The organism is Klebsiella sp., assembly GCF_027492335.1.
GTDB classification, from domain to species: domain Bacteria; phylum Pseudomonadota; class Gammaproteobacteria; order Enterobacterales; family Enterobacteriaceae; genus Klebsiella; species Klebsiella huaxiensis.
The window spans coordinates 1-20787 of the sequence record NZ_JAPUEW010000048.1 but is presented as its reverse complement, the minus strand read 5'-3'; the positions used below and the strand labels follow the sequence as shown (position 1 = coordinate 20787).

At 54.6% G+C, this 20787-nt stretch carries 19 protein-coding genes; 11 read left to right on the top strand and 8 right to left on the bottom strand.

Going from position 1 to position 20787, the window contains the following annotated elements; all coding sequences use genetic code 11:
• Positions 1–102: 102 nt before the first annotated feature.
• Positions 103–966, top strand: a complete 864-nt coding sequence (locus QVF11_RS14735) for a YicC/YloC family endoribonuclease (RefSeq protein ID WP_110276956.1) — start codon at positions 103–105, stop codon at positions 964–966.
• Between the two features lie 60 nt (positions 967–1026).
• On the opposite strand, the gene QVF11_RS14730 is transcribed toward QVF11_RS14735, so the two are convergent.
• Positions 1027–2286: a chloride channel protein gene (locus QVF11_RS14730; protein WP_287857970.1), complete on the bottom strand. Its 1260-nt coding sequence runs from the start codon at positions 2284–2286 to the stop codon at positions 1027–1029.
• 274 nt (positions 2287–2560) lie between these two features.
• On the opposite strand from QVF11_RS14730, the gene QVF11_RS14725 reads away from it, so the two are divergent.
• Positions 2561–3178, top strand: a complete 618-nt coding sequence (locus QVF11_RS14725) for a trimeric intracellular cation channel family protein (protein WP_110276954.1) — start codon at positions 2561–2563, stop codon at positions 3176–3178.
• 5 nt (positions 3179–3183) lie between these two features.
• On the opposite strand, the gene ligB is transcribed toward QVF11_RS14725, so the two are convergent.
• Positions 3184–4860, bottom strand: coding sequence for an NAD-dependent DNA ligase LigB (gene ligB, locus QVF11_RS14720; protein ID WP_287857966.1), 1677 nt, complete (start codon positions 4858–4860; stop codon positions 3184–3186).
• Between the two features lie 257 nt (positions 4861–5117).
• Between ligB and gmk the strand changes: the two genes are divergently transcribed.
• The 7 genes from gmk to fpr all read left to right on the top strand — a co-directional run bounded on the left by gmk (position 5118) and on the right by fpr (position 13107).
• Positions 5118–5741, top strand: coding sequence for a guanylate kinase (gene gmk / locus QVF11_RS14715; RefSeq protein WP_112216035.1), 624 nt, complete (start codon positions 5118–5120; stop codon positions 5739–5741).
• Between the two features lie 54 nt (positions 5742–5795).
• The gene (rpoZ, locus tag QVF11_RS14710) at positions 5796–6071 is read left to right on the top strand and encodes a DNA-directed RNA polymerase subunit omega (protein ID WP_004106927.1); all 276 of its coding nucleotides are present in this window, start codon (positions 5796–5798) and stop codon (positions 6069–6071) included.
• 18 nt (positions 6072–6089) lie between these two features.
• Positions 6090–8210, top strand: coding sequence for a bifunctional GTP diphosphokinase/guanosine-3',5'-bis pyrophosphate 3'-pyrophosphohydrolase (gene spoT, locus QVF11_RS14705; RefSeq protein WP_142513443.1), 2121 nt, complete (start codon positions 6090–6092; stop codon positions 8208–8210).
• Positions 8211–8424: 214 nt separating this feature from the next.
• Positions 8425–9114 carry a tRNA (guanosine(18)-2'-O)-methyltransferase TrmH gene (gene trmH, locus QVF11_RS14700; RefSeq protein WP_112216037.1) on the top strand — a complete coding sequence of 230 codons (690 nt, stop codon included), beginning with the start codon at positions 8425–8427 and terminating at the stop codon, positions 9112–9114.
• A 5-nt stretch (positions 9115–9119) separates the two neighbouring features.
• The gene (gene recG, locus QVF11_RS14695) at positions 9120–11201 is read left to right on the top strand and encodes an ATP-dependent DNA helicase RecG (protein WP_112216038.1); all 2082 of its coding nucleotides are present in this window, start codon (positions 9120–9122) and stop codon (positions 11199–11201) included.
• Positions 11202–11254: 53 nt separating this feature from the next.
• On the top strand, positions 11255–12265 hold the full coding sequence (gene glpX, locus QVF11_RS14690) for a class II fructose-bisphosphatase (RefSeq protein ID WP_112216040.1): 1011 nt from the start codon (positions 11255–11257) through the stop codon (positions 12263–12265).
• Between the two features lie 95 nt (positions 12266–12360).
• Positions 12361–13107, top strand: a complete 747-nt coding sequence (gene fpr, locus QVF11_RS14685) for a ferredoxin--NADP(+) reductase (RefSeq protein ID WP_287857958.1) — start codon at positions 12361–12363, stop codon at positions 13105–13107.
• On the opposite strand, the gene QVF11_RS14680 is transcribed toward fpr, so the two are convergent.
• On the bottom strand, positions 13108–13536 hold the full coding sequence (locus QVF11_RS14680) for a DUF805 domain-containing protein (RefSeq protein ID WP_004126694.1): 429 nt from the start codon (positions 13534–13536) through the stop codon (positions 13108–13110).
• Positions 13537–13648: 112 nt separating this feature from the next.
• Here QVF11_RS14680 and QVF11_RS14675 point away from each other — a divergent pair, with 112 nt between their 5' ends.
• Both QVF11_RS14675 and tpiA read left to right on the top strand, forming a co-directional pair.
• A complete protein-coding gene (locus tag QVF11_RS14675) occupies positions 13649–14248 on the top strand; it encodes a DUF1454 family protein (protein ID WP_112216043.1) in 600 nt (199 codons plus the stop codon).
• 108 nt (positions 14249–14356) lie between these two features.
• Complete coding sequence (tpiA, locus tag QVF11_RS14670) at positions 14357–15124, top strand: triose-phosphate isomerase (RefSeq protein ID WP_112216044.1); 768 nt, start codon at positions 14357–14359, stop codon at positions 15122–15124.
• 105 nt (positions 15125–15229) lie between these two features.
• Here the strand turns inward: tpiA and QVF11_RS14665 are convergent, their stop codons facing one another.
• The 5 genes from QVF11_RS14665 to QVF11_RS14645 all read right to left on the bottom strand — a co-directional run bounded on the left by QVF11_RS14665 (position 15230) and on the right by QVF11_RS14645 (position 20772).
• Positions 15230–16534 carry an SLC13 family permease gene (locus QVF11_RS14665; protein ID WP_112216045.1) on the bottom strand — a complete coding sequence of 435 codons (1305 nt, stop codon included), beginning with the start codon at positions 16532–16534 and terminating at the stop codon, positions 15230–15232.
• Positions 16535–16632: 98 nt separating this feature from the next.
• Entirely contained in the window at positions 16633–17355 is a 723-nt protein-coding gene (locus QVF11_RS14660; protein ID WP_112216046.1) for a GntR family transcriptional regulator, read from the bottom strand.
• Between the two features lie 62 nt (positions 17356–17417).
• Positions 17418–18458: an ADP-ribosylglycohydrolase family protein gene (locus QVF11_RS14655; protein ID WP_287857950.1), complete on the bottom strand. Its 1041-nt coding sequence runs from the start codon at positions 18456–18458 to the stop codon at positions 17418–17420.
• Between the two features lie 9 nt (positions 18459–18467).
• A complete protein-coding gene (locus QVF11_RS14650; protein ID WP_142513446.1) occupies positions 18468–19427 on the bottom strand; it encodes an aminoimidazole riboside kinase in 960 nt (319 codons plus the stop codon).
• Between the two features lie 10 nt (positions 19428–19437).
• On the bottom strand, positions 19438–20772 hold the full coding sequence (locus tag QVF11_RS14645) for an MFS transporter (protein WP_287857947.1): 1335 nt from the start codon (positions 20770–20772) through the stop codon (positions 19438–19440).
• Positions 20773–20787: the final 15 nt, after the last annotated feature.

The following is a 20787-nucleotide window of genomic DNA, read 5'->3' as shown; positions in this document are numbered from 1 at the left end:
AATGTGGCTGCGCATTATACGGATAATGCGTGCTTATTCCTATCCTGATAAGGCCTCGAAAGCTATAATCCCCACCACTCTCCTTTAAAAACAGGAACGTCTATGATCCGCAGTATGACCGCCTACGCCCGGCGTGAAATCAAGGGTGAATGGGGTAGCGCCGCGTGGGAACTGCGCTCGGTAAACCAACGATATCTGGAAACCTATTTCCGTCTGCCGGAGCAGTTTCGTAGCCTGGAGCCTGTTGTACGCGAGCGTATTCGCTCCCGTCTGACCCGCGGTAAAGTCGAATGTACCCTGCGTTTTGAGCAGGATCCGAGCGCCCAGGGCGAGTTGATTCTCAACGAAAAACTGGCAAAGCAGCTAGTTAACGCCGCCAACTGGGTAAAAATGCAGAGCGACGAAGGCGAAATCAACCCGGTCGACATCCTGCGCTGGCCTGGCGTTATGTCTGCTCATGAGCAGGATCTGGACGCCATTGCCGCTGAAATTCTGAACGCGCTGAATGGCGCGCTGGATGACTTTATCGTCGCTCGCGAAACCGAAGGTCAGGCACTGAAGGCGCTTATCGAACAGCGGCTTGATGGCGTGACCGCCGAAGTGACCAAAGTGCGCGCCCATATGCCGGAAATCTTGCAATGGCAGCGTGAGCGTCTGGTCTCTAAGCTGGAAGACGCGGAAGTGCAGCTGGAAAACAACCGTCTGGAGCAGGAGCTGGTGCTCATGGCGCAGCGCATTGACGTCGCCGAAGAGCTGGATCGCCTGGAAGCACACGTCAAAGAGACGTGGAACATCCTGAAGAAGAAAGAAGCAGTCGGCCGCCGTCTCGACTTTATGATGCAGGAGTTTAACCGCGAATCAAACACGCTGGCGTCTAAATCCATTAATGCTGAAGTGACGAAATCTGCAATCGAGTTGAAAGTACTGATTGAGCAAATGCGCGAGCAGATCCAGAACATCGAGTAACATCGGGTTCTACCAACATTAAGGGCCAACACTCCGGCCCTTTTTTATTTTCAGCACATCTCAGAAGAAATACTTTTTATCCAACACCCGACAGGTTAAAAATGCCCCCGCCGCGCACAGCAGCATGGGAGCCAGATAGCTGTGACCCATATGGGTAAACTCCATCACCAGTACTACCGCCGTTAGCGGCATCTGCATAGATGCGGCAAGAAATGCCGCTGCGCCGACAAGAGCAAAACTGCTGTAATCCCCTCCGGGAAATATCTGCTGCCAGAGCATGCATAGCAGCAGGCTGCTCAGACCGCCTACCGCCAGCCCCGGCGTCAGTAGCCCGCCCTCCGCGCCTCCGCGCAGCACCGCCAGGATGACGACCATTTTTAACACCAACAGTATCGCCGCCCCAGGGAAACCCAACTCATCGCTGAGAGTCAGCTGCATAGGCCCTTTGCCATTTCCCGGAAGCTGGGGGAAATGGAGACTCAGGACGGCAAGCAGGGAAAATGCCAGCAGGCAGAAAACCGGCATCTGCCAGTTCGTTCGAACGTGCGAGCGAGCGGTGCTGGTTGCTTTGCGAAAAAGCCAGGCCCCGGTACCAAGAATGGGCCCCGCGATAATCGCCCACCAGAGAAATGAATGCGGAAGCACGCCGGAAGTAAAATGGTATTGCGATTCATCACCCAGCCCCAATGTTGCCGTCCATGCAGCAATAGCCGACGTGATGATAGCCGCCAGCGTTTTTTCCCAGCTAAACGACAGCAGCATCACTTCAAGGCTAAACAACGCGCCCGCCAGAGGAACGTTATACACTGCCGCCAGGCCCGCTCCGGCACCACAGGCAATCAGCGTTCGGGTTTCATCCTCATAAAGCCCCATTTTACGCGCCACTATACCGGCCCCCAGCGCCCCCATTTCCCGCGGAGCTACCTCGCGTCCCAGGGGAGATCCCAGCGCAACGGTGACTATCTGCAACAGTGCATGGAGAGTCGTCGTCCCGGTAGGCATTGGCACAGAAGGTTTAGCCACAGCCGCCGCGATAGAAATCCGCTTCTGACCATAGCGCGCAAGCAGCCACCAGCCGAATCCTGCTATCGCACCACCTGCCACTATTGCCGTGATACGACGAGGCCAGGGCGAAGCCGTTACACCCTGTAAAAATGACTCCGATCCGACGATCCGTTCAAGGCTATAGCCAAAAGCCAGGTGTTGAATCGCATGTAAAATCATCGCCAGAACCATACCTGATAGGCCGGCCAGCACTCCCGTTAAAACAACGGCAATCAGGCGGGTCAGATAATTTTTATTGTCAGCGACTGTGGTCATTTTCTCATGCCTTGAATAAGGAAAATAAAAGCATAAAGGTCGAGAGTTAAATATTAGGTATTCATAGCGTATACAATATAGATACAGAATAACGCCTTAATCATTATTTTTTCTAATCTATAGAATTTTAAAAATAACCAACAAACCCTATTTAAAAGGCAATAAAAACAACATACGCATTACTTTTTCCTGGCCAGACTCATTCACTTTAGAAAATCTCAATCGTGATCTTCCGCACAAATCACTAACCTTTCGCCATCATTGTGGGGGAACTATGCTGCTTCATATTCTTTATTTAATTGGTATTACGGCGGAAGCGATGACCGGTGCACTGGCTGCAGGGCGCCGCCGTATGGATACGTTCGGCGTTATTATCATCGCAACCGCGACGGCCCTGGGCGGCGGTTCGGTGCGCGACATTCTGCTTGGCCACTACCCGCTGGGCTGGGTGCAACATCCTGAATACGTCATTATTGTCGCCGTCGCCGCGGTCCTGACTACCATCGCCGCACCGGTCATGCCGCATCTGCGCCGCCTGTTTTTGGTACTGGATGCCCTGGGCCTGGTGGTGTTCTCAATCATCGGCGCTCAGATCGCACTGGATATGGGCGAAGGCCCGGTGATCGCCTCCATTGCCGCAGTGATAACCGGCGTCTTCGGCGGCGTACTGCGCGATATGTTCTGCAAGCGCATCCCACTGGTGTTTCAGAAAGAGCTGTACGCTGGGGTCTCGTTCGCCGCCGCCGTTCTTTATATTGCCCTACAGCACTACGTCAGCAGCCACGATGTGGTGGTTATTTCCACCCTGCTGTTCGGCTTTACCGCCCGCATGCTGGCACTGCGCTGGAAGCTGGGCCTCCCGGTCTTTCATTACAACCATAGCGCACATTAATTCTTTCAGAACCCCGCAATTCGTTGCCCGCTGAGCCACTTCGCCAGCGAGGCAACATCCGGGTTATGTAAAAAAGCCACTAGCTGCCGCGCCCTTTCTGCCCCAATTCCAGGTAAACGTCGCCACTGTTCTTCGTTTCGATCCTGTAACTGCTGCCAGTCGTCCTTCGCCATCTCTGAAAACGCTGTTTTTGGGATGGGTATCCCCATAGCCTGTATCCAGCGCAAAAAGGGCTGCTCACGCGCCAGATTAAACTGGTGCCACAACTGCTGCCCGCGCAGTGCAGATATTCCCGGAATTGTTTGCAGTTGCTCTGGTGTAAACGCCAGCCATGAAAAGAGATTATCCATGCGTCGGGCATCGTGTACAGTGCGCCACAATGTCTCTCCAGCGCCGTCAATATCAAGGATCGATCGGGATGAGAGCCAGACTAGTCGTGAGAGAAACTGCTCTGCGCACTCAGGGGTGGCGAAAAAACAGCTTAATGCATTGAAACGAGATGGAGGGGGCTGGGGTTTATTACGCTGAGCGGTACGCCAGACCACCGAATCGATACGCGGTATACCCTGCCCGGCGAGGCTGATTTGCAGCTGATCGCCAATGCCGATATCAAGATTTTGCCAACGGGATACCGAGCCGACGCTCACCCGCTGCACGCGCTTATCATCCAGGTGCTGCGGCGTGAGCTGCGCTACCACGGCGATTTTACCGCTGCGCCCGATGCTAAAGCTGATACCGCGAACCTCCATAACCCGTGACGTGGGCGGATATTTCCACGCAATCACCCAATCAGCCTGCCCCGGCACCCAGAAACGCCCGGCTGACTCTTGCCCCTGGCGCACCACAACACCATCAGTAGCAAAAGGCAGCGGTGAAGTGAACCAACGTTGACGCCACTGCCCAACCTGCTGCGCATTAGCAACAGAATGCGAAAAAAGTGCGCTATGAAGAAAGCCGCTCTGGCGCAACAACGCCTGGCGCTGATTCATATCTGCCGGGCCATCAGGCCATGCCCAGATAAACACACCCAACTTATCAAGCTCGGCCGCAACGTCCTGTCTCATCATCATGCCCGCGACTTTTGCCCGCGCGTTCATACCACCCATCTGCTTTTGCACATGCCCCGCGTTATGCAGGAACAGCTCGCCCTGTAACACGCTGTTAGCAAGTTCAGTACCAACCACCTTAGGTATGGAAGGGATCTGTAATACCCTGGCCGTCCAGTCCTCTCCCGCCAATCCGTTTCCCCGACTGATTGCCTGCGTCAAACGCCCTTGCCGATAGACCAGCGTAACCGCTACGCCATCCACTTTTGGCTGCACCCAGAGGTCGGTTTTGCCACGCATCCAGCGGGCAACGCTGGCTTCATCCGCCAGTTTACGCACGCCAGTGTGAGCAACCGGATGCCGGGCATTGCCCTTTAATGGCGGAAGTTCATCGTGAGCGGGGGGGTCACTGACAAAACAGCGTTGCCAGTAGGACAGTCGCGCCGCAAGCTGGTCGTAGACCTCATCGCTGACTACGCTCTTACCTTGATGCCAGTAAGCGTTTTTCCACTCGTTCATCTGCTGACTGAGACGTTTAATTTCCTGTTCAGCCCTGGTCTGTGACCACGTTGGGCAGGCTGCCTGCCCGTATCCCACCAACATCCATAACACCAGCACCCAAATTCCCTTATGCATGGCGATGCCCTCCTGTTTTCTCGCAGCGCATTGTGCCGCAGGTTTATTTTCGTCAGCGATAAGGGATTTTTAACCCTGCGAGCAGGCATCCAGGTTTTCTACGTTATTTCTGCAACGCTCAGAGAAATCAGGGAAACAGCAAGCAAAATGAAAGAAACAGCGCAAAAAGTGTGACAGAGACTGCGTCACGCGGCGGCGGCGTGTATAATAGGCTCGTATGTAAGCTTTATTTCGACCACAACATACAAAAGACACTCATGGCTCAAGGCACGCTTTATATTGTTTCCGCCCCTAGCGGCGCGGGTAAATCCAGCCTGATTCAGGCTTTATTAAAAACCCAACCGTTGTACGACTCTCAGGTTTCTGTTTCGCATACCACACGCGCTCCGCGCCCGGGTGAAGTGCACGGTGAACACTATTTCTTTGTGGATCACGATGAATTCAGAACGATGATTGGCAGAGACGCTTTTCTTGAACATGCAGAAGTCTTTGGCAACTATTACGGCACCTCGCGCGAAACTATCGAGCAGGTACTGGCGACCGGCGTCGACGTCTTCCTCGATATCGACTGGCAGGGCGCGCAGCAAATCCGCAACAGAATGCCCGGCGCGCGCAGCATTTTTATTCTGCCGCCGTCAAAAGATGAGCTTGATCGTCGCCTGCGTGGCCGCGGTCAGGACAGCGAAGAGGTTATCGCGAAACGTATGGCGCAGGCAGTTGCAGAAATGAGCCATTACGCGGAATATGATTACCTTATTGTGAATGATGATTTTGATACCGCCTTAAGCGATTTGAAAATCATTATTCGCGCCGAACGTCTGCGCATGAGCCGCCAAAAGCAGCGACATGGCGCTTTAATCACCAAACTGTTGGCAGACTGAACCCACATTCAGTATCATGCCCAGTCATTTCTTCACCTGTGGAGCATTTTAAGTATGGCACGCGTAACTGTTCAGGACGCTGTAGAGAAAATTGGTAACCGTTTTGACCTGGTACTGGTCGCCGCGCGTCGCGCTCGTCAGATGCAGGTAGGCGGAAAGGATCCGCTGGTACCGGAAGAAAACGATAAAACTACCGTTATCGCACTGCGCGAAATCGAAGAAGGTCTGATCAACAACAAGATCCTCGACGTTCGTGAGCGCCAGGAACAGCAAGAGCAGGAAGCCGCTGAATTACAAGCCGTTACCGCTATTGCTGAAGGTCGTCGTTAATCACACAGCGGGTCGCCCTTGTATCTGTTTGAAAGCCTGAATCAGTTGATTCAAAACTACCTGCCCGAAGAGCAAATTAAACGTCTTCGGCAGGCTTATCTCGTTGCACGTGACGCTCACGAGGGCCAAACACGTTCAAGCGGTGAACCCTACATCACGCACCCGGTAGCGGTAGCCTGTATCCTGGCCGAGATGAAACTCGACCACGAAACGCTGATGGCCGCCCTACTGCACGACGTGATAGAAGATACCCCTGCCACCTACCAGGACATGGAACAGCTTTTTGGTAAAAGCGTTGCTGAGCTGGTAGAGGGGGTGTCAAAGCTTGATAAACTTAAGTTTCGCGATAAGAAAGAGGCTCAGGCCGAAAACTTTCGCAAAATGATTATGGCGATGGTGCAGGATATCCGCGTCATCCTCATCAAGCTTGCTGACCGTACCCATAACATGCGCACACTGGGCTCATTGCGCCCGGACAAACGCCGCCGCATCGCCCGCGAAACGCTGGAAATCTACAGCCCTCTGGCGCACCGTTTAGGTATTCATCACATCAAAACCGAGCTTGAAGAGCTGGGCTTTGAAGCGTTGTATCCTAACCGCTATCGCGTCATTAAAGAGGTCGTAAAAGCGGCGCGCGGCAACCGTAAAGAGATGATTCAAAAGATCCTCTCCGAAATCGAAGGGCGTTTGCAGGAAGCAGGGATCCCCTGTCGCGTTAGCGGTCGCGAAAAGCATTTGTACTCTATCTACTGCAAAATGGTGCTTAAAGAGCAGCGTTTTCACTCGATTATGGATATCTACGCCTTTCGCGTGATTGTTCATGATTCTGATACCTGCTACCGCGTGCTTGGCCAGATGCACAGCCTTTATAAGCCGCGCCCGGGTCGCGTCAAAGACTACATTGCCATTCCGAAGGCGAACGGCTATCAATCTTTGCACACCTCGATGATCGGCCCGCACGGCGTCCCGGTTGAGGTACAAATTCGTACCGAAGACATGGACCAGATGGCGGAGATGGGGGTTGCGGCGCACTGGGCTTATAAAGAGCACGGCGGCGAAAGCAGTACCACGGCGCAAATCCGCGCCCAGCGCTGGATGCAGAGCCTGCTGGAGCTCCAGCAGAGCGCTGGTAGTTCATTTGAATTCATTGAGAGCGTGAAATCCGATCTGTTCCCGGATGAGATTTACGTTTTCACCCCGGAAGGGCGCATCGTCGAGCTGCCCGCTGGCGCGACGCCGGTGGATTTCGCCTACGCGGTGCATACCGATATCGGCCATGCCTGCGTCGGCGCACGCGTCGACCGCCAGCCGTATCCGCTGTCGCAGTCGCTCTCCAGTGGCCAGACGGTGGAAATTATTACCGCGCCGGGCGCACGACCAAACGCCGCGTGGCTGAACTTTGTTGTCAGCTCGAAAGCGCGCGCCAAAATTCGCCAGTTACTGAAGAATCTCAAGCGTGACGACTCCGTAAGTCTCGGACGCCGCCTGCTCAACCACGCCCTCGGCGGCAGCCGTAAGCTGGCCGAAATTCCGCCAGAGAACATTCAGCGTGAACTTGAGCGCATGAAGCTGGCGACGCTTGACGATCTGCTGGCCGAAATCGGCCTCGGCAACGCGATGAGCGTCGTGGTAGCCAAAAACCTGCAGCAGGGTGAAACCACCGCCGTGCCTATACAGCCAGCACCTATCGGTCATAATCATCTGCCAATTAAAGGCGCAGATGGCGTGTTGATTACGTTCGCCAAGTGCTGTCGTCCGATTCCCGGCGACCCGATCATTGCGCACGTCAGCCCTGGTAAAGGTTTAGTTATCCACCATGAATCCTGTCGTAACATTCGCGGTTATCAAAAAGAGCCGGAGAAATTTATGGCGGTCGAGTGGGATAAAGAGACGGCGCAGGAATTTATCACCGAAATCAAGGTGGATATGTTTAACCACCAGGGTGCGCTGGCTAACCTGACGGCCGCGATCAACACCGCGTCCTCCAATATTCAAAGCCTGAATACGGAAGAAAAAGATGGCCGCGTTTACAGCGCCTTTATTCGCCTCACCGCGCGCGACCGTGTGCATCTGGCGAATATCATGCGCAAAATTCGCGTCATGCCGGATGTGATAAAAGTCACCCGTAACCGAAATTAGCTCTGACACAAAATCATTCGTATTGCATCACAAAACGCTTTAGCGTTTTGAACAGCGCTTGCGCTGGCCCCTAAGGGGTGAGGCTGCAAGCCGAATAATGCGGCAAGCGAATGACAAATCTGCCGGGAGTAGATTTGAACGCTGTTTGCAGCGGCCCAGGGATGGGCCGAGTAATCCGCAGCGACTAGAGAGATAATTTGAAGGATGAAGTGTAATGAATCCACAGCGTTATGCGCGTATTTGCGAGATGCTCGCCAGGCGTCAGCCTGATCTGACGGTCTGCATGGAGCAGGTCCACAAGCCTCATAACGTCTCTGCGGTCATTCGTACCGCAGATGCCGTTGGTGTGCATGAAGTACACGCCATCTGGCCCGGCAGCCGCATGCGTACCATGGCCTCTGCGGCGGCTGGTAGCAACAGCTGGGTACAGGTTAAAACGCACAGCACCATTGGCGATGCAGTTACGCATTTGAAAGATCAAGGAATGCAAATCCTGGCAACGCATCTCTCCAGTAAAGCCGTTGATTTTCGTGAAATCGACTACACCCGCCCCACCTGTATCCTGATGGGTCAGGAAAAAACCGGTATTACTCAGGAAGCATTAGACCTGGCGGATCAGGACATCATCATTCCAATGATTGGCATGGTGCAATCGTTGAATGTCTCTGTCGCCTCAGCGCTGATTCTCTATGAAGCTCAGCGCCAGCGGCAAAATGCCGGTATGTACCTGCGTGAAAACAGCATGCTGCCGGAAGAAGACCAGCAGCGGCTGCTGTTTGAAGGCGGCTATCCGGTGTTGGCGCGGGTCGCGAAACGTAAAGGGCTGCCTTATCCCCACGTCAACGAGCAGGGTGAAGTCGAAGCCGATACCACATGGTGGTCCACGATGCAGGCCGCAGGATAAAATATATGCAAGGTCGCCTGTTAGATGCCATTCCCCTCAATACCCTAACCGGCGTTGGTGCGGCGCAGAGCAGCCGACTATCGAAAATCGGTCTGCATACGGTGCAGGATCTCCTCCTGCATCTTCCGCTGCGTTACGAAGACCGCACCCACCTGTACCAAATAGGCGAACTGTTACCCGGCGTGTACGCGACCGTTGAAGGCGAAGTCCTCAACTGCAACATCACTTTCGGCGGACGTCGGATGATGACCTGCCAGATTAGCGACGGCTCCGGCATCCTCACCATGCGCTTTTTCAACTTCAGCGCGGCAATGAAAAATAGCCTGACAACCGGGCGTCGCGTGCTGGCTTACGGCGAGGCGAAACGTGGTAAATACGGCGCGGAGATGATCCATCCGGAATACCGCGTGCAGGGCGATATGAGCACGCCTGATTTACAGGAAACGCTGACCCCGGTTTATCCCACCACTGAAGGCATCAAGCAGGCTACGCTGCGCAAGCTGACCGATCAGGCGCTCGAACTGCTTGAGACCTGCGCCATCACCGAACTGCTGCCACCTGAGCTGGCGCAGGGGATGATGAGCCTGCCGGAGGCACTGCACACGCTGCATCGCCCGCCACCCTCACTGCAGCTTAGTGAGCTGGAAAGCGGCAAGCACCCGGCGCAGCAGCGCTTAATTCTGGAAGAGCTGCTGGCGCATAATCTCAGCATGCTGGCGCTGCGAGCGGGAGCCCAGCGTTATCACGCTCTCGCACTCAGCGCAAACAACACGCTAAAAGACAAACTACTGGCATCACTGCCCTTTACGCCTACCGGCGCGCAGGCACGCGTGACGGCTGAAATCGAGCGCGATATGGCGCTGGACGTGCCGATGATGCGTCTGGTGCAGGGGGATGTAGGTTCCGGTAAAACGCTGGTCGCCGCGCTTGCCGCCCTGCGCGCCATCGCCCACGGTAAGCAGGTGGCGCTAATGGCACCCACCGAGCTGCTGGCTGAACAGCACGCCAATAACTTCCGCAGCTGGTTCGAACCGCTGGGCATTGAGGTTGGCTGGCTGGCCGGGAAACAAAAAGGTAAAGCGCGTCTGGCACAGCAGGAAGCTATCGCCAGCGGACAGGTGCAGATGATTGTCGGTACCCACGCTATCTTTCAGGAGCAGGTACAGTTTAACGGCCTCGCGCTGGTGATTATCGACGAACAACACCGTTTCGGCGTTCACCAACGCCTGGCGCTGTGGGAGAAAGGCCAGCAGCAGGGTTTTCACCCGCACCAGCTGATTATGACCGCCACCCCCATTCCTCGCACCCTGGCGATGACCGCTTATGCCGATCTCGACACCTCAGTTATCGATGAACTGCCGCCGGGTCGTACGCCGGTCACTACGGTGGCCATCCCCGATACCCGGCGTAGCGATATTATCGACCGCGTGCGTAACGCTTGTACCCACGAAGGCCGTCAGGCCTACTGGGTCTGTACGCTGATTGAAGAGTCAGACCTGCTGGAAGCCCAGGCCGCGGAAGCTACCTGGGAAGAACTGAAGCTCGCACTGCCGGAGCTGAATATCGGCCTGGTGCACGGGCGCATGAAATCCGCCGATAAACAGGCAGTGATGAGCGCATTTAAGCAAGGTGAGCTACATCTTCTGGTCGCCACCACGGTTATCGAAGTCGGGGTGGACGTGCCCAATTCCAGCCTGATGATCATTGAAAACCCGGAACGTTTGGGGCTGGCGCAGTTACACCAGCTCAGGGGGCGCGTCGGGCGCGGCGCAGTAGCCTCCCATTGCGTACTGCTCTATAAATCGCCACTCTCGAAAACCGCTCAGAAACGATTACAGGTACTGCGCGACAGCAACGACGGCTTCGTTATTGCCCAGAAAGACCTCGAAATACGCGGTCCCGGCGAGCTGCTCGGCACCCGCCAGACCGGCAACGCTGAATTCAAAGTGGCGGATTTACTGCGCGACCAAGCCATGATTCCGGAAGTTCAGCGCATCGCGCGCCATATTCATGAACGTTACCCGCAGCAGGCCATTGCGCTTATCGAGCGCTGGATGCCGGAAACCGAACGCTATTCCAACGCGTAGCGCGAACGTCATCTCGCCACGCTGCGCATAATTTTTATTCAGATGAGTGGATTATGAAACGAGAACTGGCCATCGAATTTTCGCGCGTCACCGAAGCCGCCGCCCTGGCAGGCTATAAGTGGTTAGGCCGTGGTGATAAAAACACCGCCGACGGCGCCGCCGTCAACGCCATGCGCATTATGCTCAACCTGATCAACATTGACGGCACTATTGTCATTGGCGAAGGTGAAATCGATGAAGCGCCGATGCTGTACATTGGTGAACGTGTTGGTACCGGTAAAGGCGATGCGGTAGATATCGCCGTAGACCCCATCGAAGGTACCCGAATGACGGCCATGGGCCAGGCCAACGCGCTGGCGGTCATGGCGGTGGGCGATAAGGGCTGCTTCCTGAACGCGCCGGATATGTACATGGAAAAGCTGATTGTCGGTCCGGGCGCGAAAGGCGCTATTGATCTGAACCTACCGCTGGCGGAGAACCTGCATAACGTCGCCCGCGCGCTGAATAAACCGCTGAATGAATTAACGGTCACCATCTTAGCTAAGCCTCGTCACGACGACGTTATTGTTGAGCTGCAAAAACTGGGCGTGCGCGTGTTCGCCATCCCTGACGGCGACGTCGCGGCCTCCATTCTGACCTGTATGCCGGACAGCGAAGTAGACGTCATGTACGGCATCGGCGGCGCACCGGAAGGCGTTGTTTCTGCGGCAGTGATTCGCGCGCTGGATGGCGATATGAACGGCCGCCTACTGGCACGTCATCACGTTAAGGGCGACAGCGAAGAGAACCGCCGCATCGGTGAAAACGAGCTGGAACGCTGCCAGGCGATGGGTATCGAAGCGGGCAAAGTACTGCGTCTGGACGATATGGCGCGCAGCGACAACGTTGTTTTCTCCGCCACAGGCATCACCAAAGGCGACCTGCTGGACGGCATCACTCGCAAGGGCAACATGGCGACCACTGAAACGCTGCTGATCCGCGGAAAATCCCGCACCATCCGCCGCATTCAGTCGATTCATTATCTCGATCGTAAAGACCCGGATATCCAGCTGCACATCCTGTAAAACATTTGATCAATAGAGCTTTCCGGCCTTTTTGGGCTGGAAATCTTCTCTCGTCGCGGTGAAGATAAACTAATGAGATTGAGGGGAGAGACGCGATGGCAAACTGGGTTACAGGAAAAGTGGTAAAAGTACAAAACTGGACTGATGCACTGTTTAGCCTCACCGTTCACGCACCGGTTGATCCGTTCACCGCAGGGCAATTTGCCAAACTGGGCCTTGATGTTGACGGCGAACGCGTGCAGCGCGCCTATTCCTATGTTAACGCCCCCAGCAACCCCGATCTTGAATTCTATCTGGTGACGGTTCCGGAGGGCAAACTCAGCCCACGGCTGGCCGCTCTGAAGCCGGGAGACGAAGTTCAGGTTGTCAGCGAAGCCGCCGGTTTCTTCGTACTGGAAGAAGTGCCGGATTGCAACACGCTGTGGATGCTCGCCACCGGCACGGCAATTGGCCCGTACCTGTCGATTCTGGAAGAAGGGAAAGATCTGGATCGCTTCAATAATCTGGTGCTGGTCCACGCCGCACGCTATGCCGCCGATCTCAGCTATTTGCCGCAGATGCAGGCGTTGGAACAACGCTATGCGGGCAAACTGCGCATCCAGTCGGTCATCAGCCGGGAAAGCGTACCGGGTATGCTGACAGGTCGTATTCCGTTCCTGATCGAAACCGGCGCGCTGGAAGAGGCCGTTGGTCTACCGATGAGCGCTGAAAGCAGCCACGTCATGCTGTGCGGTAACCCACAGATGGTGCGCGATACCCAGCAGTTGCTCAAAGAAACCCGGCAGATGAGCAAACATCTGCGCCGCCGACCGGGCCATATGACCGCCGAGCACTACTGGTAATCAGGACTCTGCTTTCCAGCGTACGTCCAGGGTCTCTTTACCAAACTTATTTGCGCCCTGGGTGCCGACAAACGCGCCCAGGTCAATAAGCATCATAACGATAATCAGCGTCGGTATAAACCGCCCGACGCCCCACTGCCAGACGCCAGGCAGCATCGACCAGTTTCCCGCCAGCAGCATCCACGCCAGAATCATCAATAGCGCCCACAGGCCTGATTTACCACGATCGTGTAAACGTTTAATCGTGACCGCCGCCGTAGGCCACAGCAGGCATACCAGGATAAAAGCCGCAGTCTGTAAATTGAGAAGATTACTGCCAGCCAGCGTGAACAGCGCGCTCATGGTCATAATCCAGATGGCAATCCAAATCCAGAAATCACGACGCCCGATGCGCCCTTTAATTGAGAACAGCCACTGCTGTAGGGTCATATTTTATTCCTTATCATCATCACCTGCGTAGTTTACCCTGAAGGCGTGACTTTTTGACAAGCGTGGCGGTTCCCGTTTTAATCGTCAGCAGGCAAAAAAAGGAAGGACGGGCATGAAGAAGTGGGCAACCTTGTGTTTGATTGGGCTGACAGCGCTATCTGTCGGCCAAAAGGTGCTGTCCGCCGAATCTGATTCCGCCGCTACGGCTCCCTATGTTCTCTCCGGTGCGCCGGTCTTTGACATCTCGATCAGCGAGTTTCGGGAAAAATTTAATACCGATAACCCAAAGCTACCGCTTAATGAATTCCGTGCAATCTCCTCCAACCGCGATCGGGTAAACCTGACTCGCGCAGCCAGCAAAATCAACGAGAATCTTTACGCTTCTACTGCACTTGAGCGCGGAACGCTCAAAATTAAATCGATGCAGATTACCTGGCTACCGATTCAGGGGCCGCAGCAAAAAGCGGCAAAAGCCAAAGCGCAGGAGTATATGAGCGCCGTTATACGCGCTTTCGTACCGACGCTTAGCGCAGCGCAGAGCCAGCAGAAGCTGCAAAAACTGCTGACAGCCGGGAAAGGTAAACGTTACTTCACGGAAACCGAAGGCGCGGTGCGCTATGTGGTCGCGGACAACGGCGAAAAAGGGCTGACCTTCGCTGTTGAACCGATTAAGCTGGCGCTATCTGAAACGCTGGAAGGCAACAATAAATGACAAAAAGCAAAGCCTTTCCAGTGATGAATCTCTATACTGTTTCACAGACCATGCTGCCCCCGGGGGCGGCTATATTCCTTAATTCGCTTTGACGCGTGGAGAATAAAAATGCGACATCCTTTAGTGATGGGTAACTGGAAACTGAACGGCAGCCGCCACATGGTAAACGAACTGGTCGCAAACCTGCGTACCGAACTGGCTGGCGTGACCGGTTGTGCAGTTGCCATTGCTCCGCCTGAAATGTATATCGACCTGGCTAAACAAGCCGCTGCGGGCAGCCACATCCACCTGGGCGCGCAGAACGTTGACCTGAACCTGTCCGGCGCATTCACCGGTGAAACAAGCGCTGAAATGCTGAAAGACATCGGCGCTCAGTACATCATCATCGGCCACTCCGAGCGTCGTACCTACCACAAAGAGTCCGACGAGCTGATCGCTAAGAAATTCGCAGTACTGAAAGAACAGGGTCTGATCCCGGTTCTGTGCATCGGTGAAACCGAAGCAGAAAACGAAGCGGGCAAAACTGAAGAAGTTTGCGCACGTCAAATTGACGCCGTTCTGAAAACTCAGGGCGCAGCCGCATTCGAAGGCGTAGTTATCGCTTACGAACCAGTATGGGCTATCGGTACCGGCAAATCTGCGACCCCAGCTCAGGCTCAGGCGGTTCACAAATTCATCCGTGACCACATCGCTAAAGCTGATGCGAAAGTTGCTGAACAAGTGATCATCCAGTACGGCGGTTCCGTTAACGCAGGCAACGCAGCTGAGCTGTTCACCCAGCCGGACATCGACGGCGCGCTGGTTGGCGGTGCATCTCTGAAAGCAGACGCTTTCGCAGTGATCGTTAAAGCAGCAGAAGCGGCTAAAAACGCGTAATAGCTTTTAACAGGCACCTCCCCGGCGGCGCTTCGCAACCGGGGTTAATCGTCTGGTAGCCCGGACAAGGCGCGTTAAGCGCCGCCTCCGGGTTTTCTTATCCCGCTACAGTTTTCCCAACGCTTGATACCACAAATAATCCAGCGGTAGCAGAATTAAATAGCTCACCGCCGCCAGCGCAATACACAGCAGCATCCCCGCTCGAGCAGGTACTTTCCCCAGCCCCATCGCCACTACAATCGGTGACGCCTGATACGGCAGCAGCGGCGTGGAATATCCCAGCACCTGAATCATAATCACGCTCAACAGCGGAAAACCAGTAGCATCGGAGAAGCTCTGCGCGAAGGTGGTATACAGCGCCGGAACGCCGTTAGCAGTCATAATAAAGTTCAGCGCGCTGGTAATACCGGTCAATGCGAGGAAGCTGGTAAACGGACTCTCTTTATCCAGCGGCATAATATGCAGCAGCGCATTTCCCATCACGCTACCGATACCCGTCTGAGTGACAGTGATCGCCAGCCCAAGGATCCCGGCGACGTAAATACAGGTACGGATATTCACGCCGCTGGAAAACTCTTCGCCGTTGATAAAACCAACGCGCGGCAGAAGCGTTATCACCGCCGCCGCCAGGCCCGTCCAGGCTGGCCCCACGCCGTGCCAGCTCTCCGTCACCCACAGAGTCAGTACCACCGCTAACAGCCATGCAAGGCGCTTCTCATCATGGCTCATCGGCGGCAGCGGCGTCATGTCGCGCGGCGGATGCGGTTTACCGGGAAACAGCCAGCATATCAGCGCAATCAGTACCGCCCCTTTTAACCAACCGAGCACCGGCGTATGCAGAAGTAAATAGGGTACATAATTCAGATGGATGCCGTATGAACCTTCCGCCGCGCCGCTCATCACCAGATTCGGGACATTAGCTGGCAAAATGGTGGCCGACAGTTGGAAAGTACCGAATCCCACCGCCAGCGCCAGCCCATACCAACCGCGCGAACCATCCTCAATCCCCGCGCGTTTCGCCATGGCCGCCACAATCGGCATCAGCAGCGCAATGCGCCCCATATTTGAAGGCATAACAAAGGCCAGGGCATAGCTGAGCAGCACCACGCTGCCGACCATCAGCGGCCAGGAATCAGTCAGCCGTGACGAGAGCGAGCGGGCCGCCCTGTCCGCCAGCCCGGTTTTGCGAATAGCGATCCCCAGCACAAAACCGCTGAACACCAACCAGAAGGCTGATGAGGCAAAGCCGCCGAAGATAACCTCCGGCGGCGCGATTTTGGCGATCATCGCGGCGGCAAAAAACAGCAACGCGGTCATAAACTCCGGCAGCAGCGAAGTCGCCCAGAGCAGAATGGTGATGCCAACGATGATAGAAGGAAGGAACAGAGGATGGGACAACCAGAGCGACATACCTGTCTCCTGTCGATTTTTTCAGCAAGAATACGATGGACGGTAAGACAGGTAAATGCCAGATATAGTGGGGTTATCGCAGGATTGGAGCAGATAGATCAGTGATAATGAATTTCGCCAAAGTATTCAGACAGCACATAATAACGGCAATATTCAAACGGGCTATCGTGTCCAGCCTGAAATGTCTGTCTGGCGACGGATAACAGCGGTTTATTCGCGGCAATTTGCAATTTTTCACACAGGTCGGCGGAAGGTAAAATCGCCTCAACTTTTTCTATCGCCGAGTCGCTTGTGACGTTTAATAAAGAATAGAGCGACGTATGCTCCAGCGCCTGCGCCGTGAGTTCCAGGTCCGGGAAGAAGCTGAGATCGAGATAAATTTTCTCATGGTTAAATGGACGGTTATTCAGGCAACGAATACGCGAAATATAGAGATAGTGATGATGTGCAGGCAGGCTTAAACCATCAGCCTGAGCATCGCGCGCCCGGCGCGGCGCGATCTCCAGAATACGGTTTTCAATCGCCACGCTGGCGTCTTGTAGATCGCTGGTAATACCGCGAAACGTATGGCCGTAGCTCACACCTTCCGGCATGGAGCAGACTACCGAACCGCTCCCGCGCTGCGACGAAATAATCCCCGCATTAATCAGCTCGCTCCAGGCCTGTTTCACCACAATCAGTGAGACGTTATAGGTCCTGGCAATCTCTTTTTGCGTCGGCAACTGGCTGCCCAAAGGCAAAGACCCGTTCTGGATCTGCTGACAGATGATAAAAAATAGTTGCTTATAAAGCGGAGTAAAGCTCGTTTTATCAACCTGCAAACTGCGCACCTCACGTCTTCGCCAGCAGGGGACGTTTTACCGTCCCCGGCAGGGTGAATTCGCTACCCTGCGATTTGCCTGGCCAGTTCTGCCAAATCGAAATGATTCATACGATCCAAGGTCGTTAAATAATCGGCGGGAAAAGCCTCCACGCCATGGAATGCGCCGGAAATCGCCCCAACCATGGTGGCGACGGTATCAGTATCATTGCCGATATTAACGCCGGAGATAATAGCATCTACCGCAGAATTCGGACAACACGCGAACAGGCCAAAGGCCGCGGGCACCGCTTCACTCACGTGCAGCCCGGAGCCAATAATATCAGCAATGTCCACTATCGCGGTTTCCCAATGGCGATGACGTTTACCGATATCCACGGCCAGCTCAATGCGCCGGGCGACGGAAGGCCCGGCGACCATCATCGCCCCTTGCTCCTGCGCCAGCAGATAGCCTCTTTGCGCACCGTAGATACCGGCAGCAATGATACTGTCTGCGTCGGTCTGCGCTCTTAAAGCCTCGCTGGTTGCCGCAGCCATCGCCGCTGCTCCGGACATCGCCAGCACGTTGTTATGGGTAAAGCGGCAAATCTGTAGCGCACATTGAATTGACGCGTCGATATTACCAGGATGCAGCACCGCAGCTGGCCAAATCTTCATAGCCGCGCCGTTCGTCGCCTCAGCATTTCCCTTATTGATAATCTGCACCGACTGCTTTTCACCTTCCAGCTCACCCTGTAAAGAGGCGCGATTGTCGTTAAAGATCGCTTTCATCGCCGCGCGCGTCGTGGGCCCCGTAAAGTTGGCATAATAAGGATATTCCAGCCACTGCTGGAAGGCCTCGCGCATCGCCTCGTCGCTGACCTCACGCTGATGGCGCAGCAACGCATCCATAATGTACTTGGCCTGGATAAAATCATCCGTGCACATACCCGCTTCATTGCAGCGGCCAAAAGTATCGGCTGGCGGTTTTTGAAAGGTCGTCACCCAGCCGCCAAAATAGTCTTTTATTTGCTGCTGGGTACGTACTTCCGTCGCCGCTCCCATCGCGTCCGCGGCGGCGGCGCCAACCAGGCATCCCAGTATTTTGTTTTGATCAACGTGCATGATGACTCCTTATTTCACGGTCATGGCTTGTGCCAGCGAATGGCTGGAAAGAAAAGTATTTAGCTGGTCGGGAAACGGCAGAGCGGTCATTGCCCCTTTTGCCGTCACCGCCATTGCGCCGCAGGCGTTGGCATTGCTGATGGCTTCCGCCAGCAGGGCATGATCCCAGCAATTTGCGCGGGCAAGGGTGAACAGCAGGCCGCCAACAAAAGCATCACCCGCGCCGGTGGTGTCGATGACCTCAACGTGAGGTGCCGGAAAACAAAACTCACCTTCAGGGTTAATCAACAGCGCGCCATCAGCGCCTAATGAGATGATGGTGGTGTCGCAGCCCAGATCGCGCAGGTAATAACGCGCATCCTGCCAGTGGCTGGCACCACTCAGTTGACACAACTCATCTGCCGAGACTTTGCAGATAGAAGCCAGCGCAGCGGACTGGGCGATCAGTTCAGGGATTTCATCGGTATCCCGCCACATTTTGCTGCGCAGATTGACGTCAAACAGTACGTAACCACCCGCTTCACGCATTCTTCTCGCTCCCTCAAGGCACGCCTCGCGAGCGGGTCTGTCGGTTAAGCCAATCGAGCTGAAGTAAAACCATTCATGCTCCCTGAACGGCGGCAGATCCTGCGGCGAGACGTAGGTATCGGCACCGGGATGCACCAGATAGGTAAAGCTGCGTTCCCCGTCAGCCGTCAGGTTGACGATTAGCACCGCGCTGGTCAGGGCCATATCCATGCGTAGAAAAGAGACATCCACGCCGTTATCCTGAAAAACCTGACGCAGGAAACGGCCGGCGTCATCGTCACCAAGACAACCGATAAAACCGCACTCTCCGCCCAGCCTGGCAACGCACACTCCCACGTTCGCCGATGCGCCGCCGGGGCATTTCAGGTAGCTATTCTGTTTTTCCGGCACCAGATCAACGGAGGCATCGCCGATAACCCAAACCTTATTCATGGCCTTCATTTGCGCCTCCTTATGCCTGTTTCTGCGCCAGAGCGAGCTGAATATCACGATAATATTCGTTGTTAATCAGATACTTTTTCATAAGCAGCCCAACCGCAAGGTGGAACAGAGCGGGAATGAGCGTCATCATCAGCGCAATACCGGTGAGCGAACGCGCGGTTTGTTCAACATCGGCTTGATAGCCAAAGTGGCTCAGCAAGAATCCAAGTACGCCGCCAGCGATCCCCATACCAAACTTCTGAAAGAAGAGGATGCCGCCAAATGCGAGACCGGAAACGCGCAGACCGGTTTTCTTTTCTCCATAATCCACCGCTTCAGCGATAGAGGACCAGAACACCGGCATTTGCATGTCGCAGAAAAAATTAATGAGGAAATAGAATGTAAATGCCAGCACGAGATTTTCACGACCGACGAAGAAATACATCAGTGCACTCAGAACAAAAGTGACGAGCTGGGTATAGCGGAACATTTTAATTTTGTCCCAGAACTTGGTTATCCAGGTGGTAGCAATCATCGCCAGAATTGAAGCAATGACGCCGGTCGTCAGGAAGGGTGAAATCAAGCTGTCGCCGCCGTTCAGATAATACTTGGCGTAATAAGCCGCGACGGAACCGCGAATAACATAACCGCACATCAGTAGCAAAATAACAACGCCGAGAATAATCCACTGATCGTTACGTAACAGATACTTAAACTGCTTTCCTACTGATAACGACGTAATTTCCGGTTCGCTGCGTTCGCGAGTGGTGAGAAAACAGAAGATAAACAGCAGCGCACCCATCGCCCCCATTAATCCCATCGAAAACTGATAGCCCAAAGCCTTATTACCCTGCCCCAGCCAGACGGCAAGCATCGGTACCACAATAGTCACCAGGAAAGCGGCAATTTTGGTCATTACAAAGCGATAACCGTTTGCGCTAAGTCGTTCGACAGGGTCGCTGGTAATCACGCCAATCATCGAAATATAGGGGATGGTGATGGCGGTATACACCAGGGTCATAAGAATATAGGTGCCATAGGCCCATGCCAGTTTGGCCATATAAGCCATATCCGGCGTAATAAACATCAAATAAACGGCGAAACCAAAGGGAATAGCAAACCACAGCAGCCACGGGCGATAGCGCCCCCAGCGGGTATTGAGCTTATCGGTGAGGATACCCATAGCCGGGTCGATAATGGCATCAATCATTCGGACAACCACAAACAATACGCCAACATCAGCGGCGCTCAGGCCATAGATATCGGTATAGAAATAGGCGAGCAGCAGCTGCATGGCAATAATCACTACGTTTATTGCCATATCCCCTGCGCCGAAACCGATTTTTTCCACAATAGAAAGTTTCATGTTGATATTCCTTTA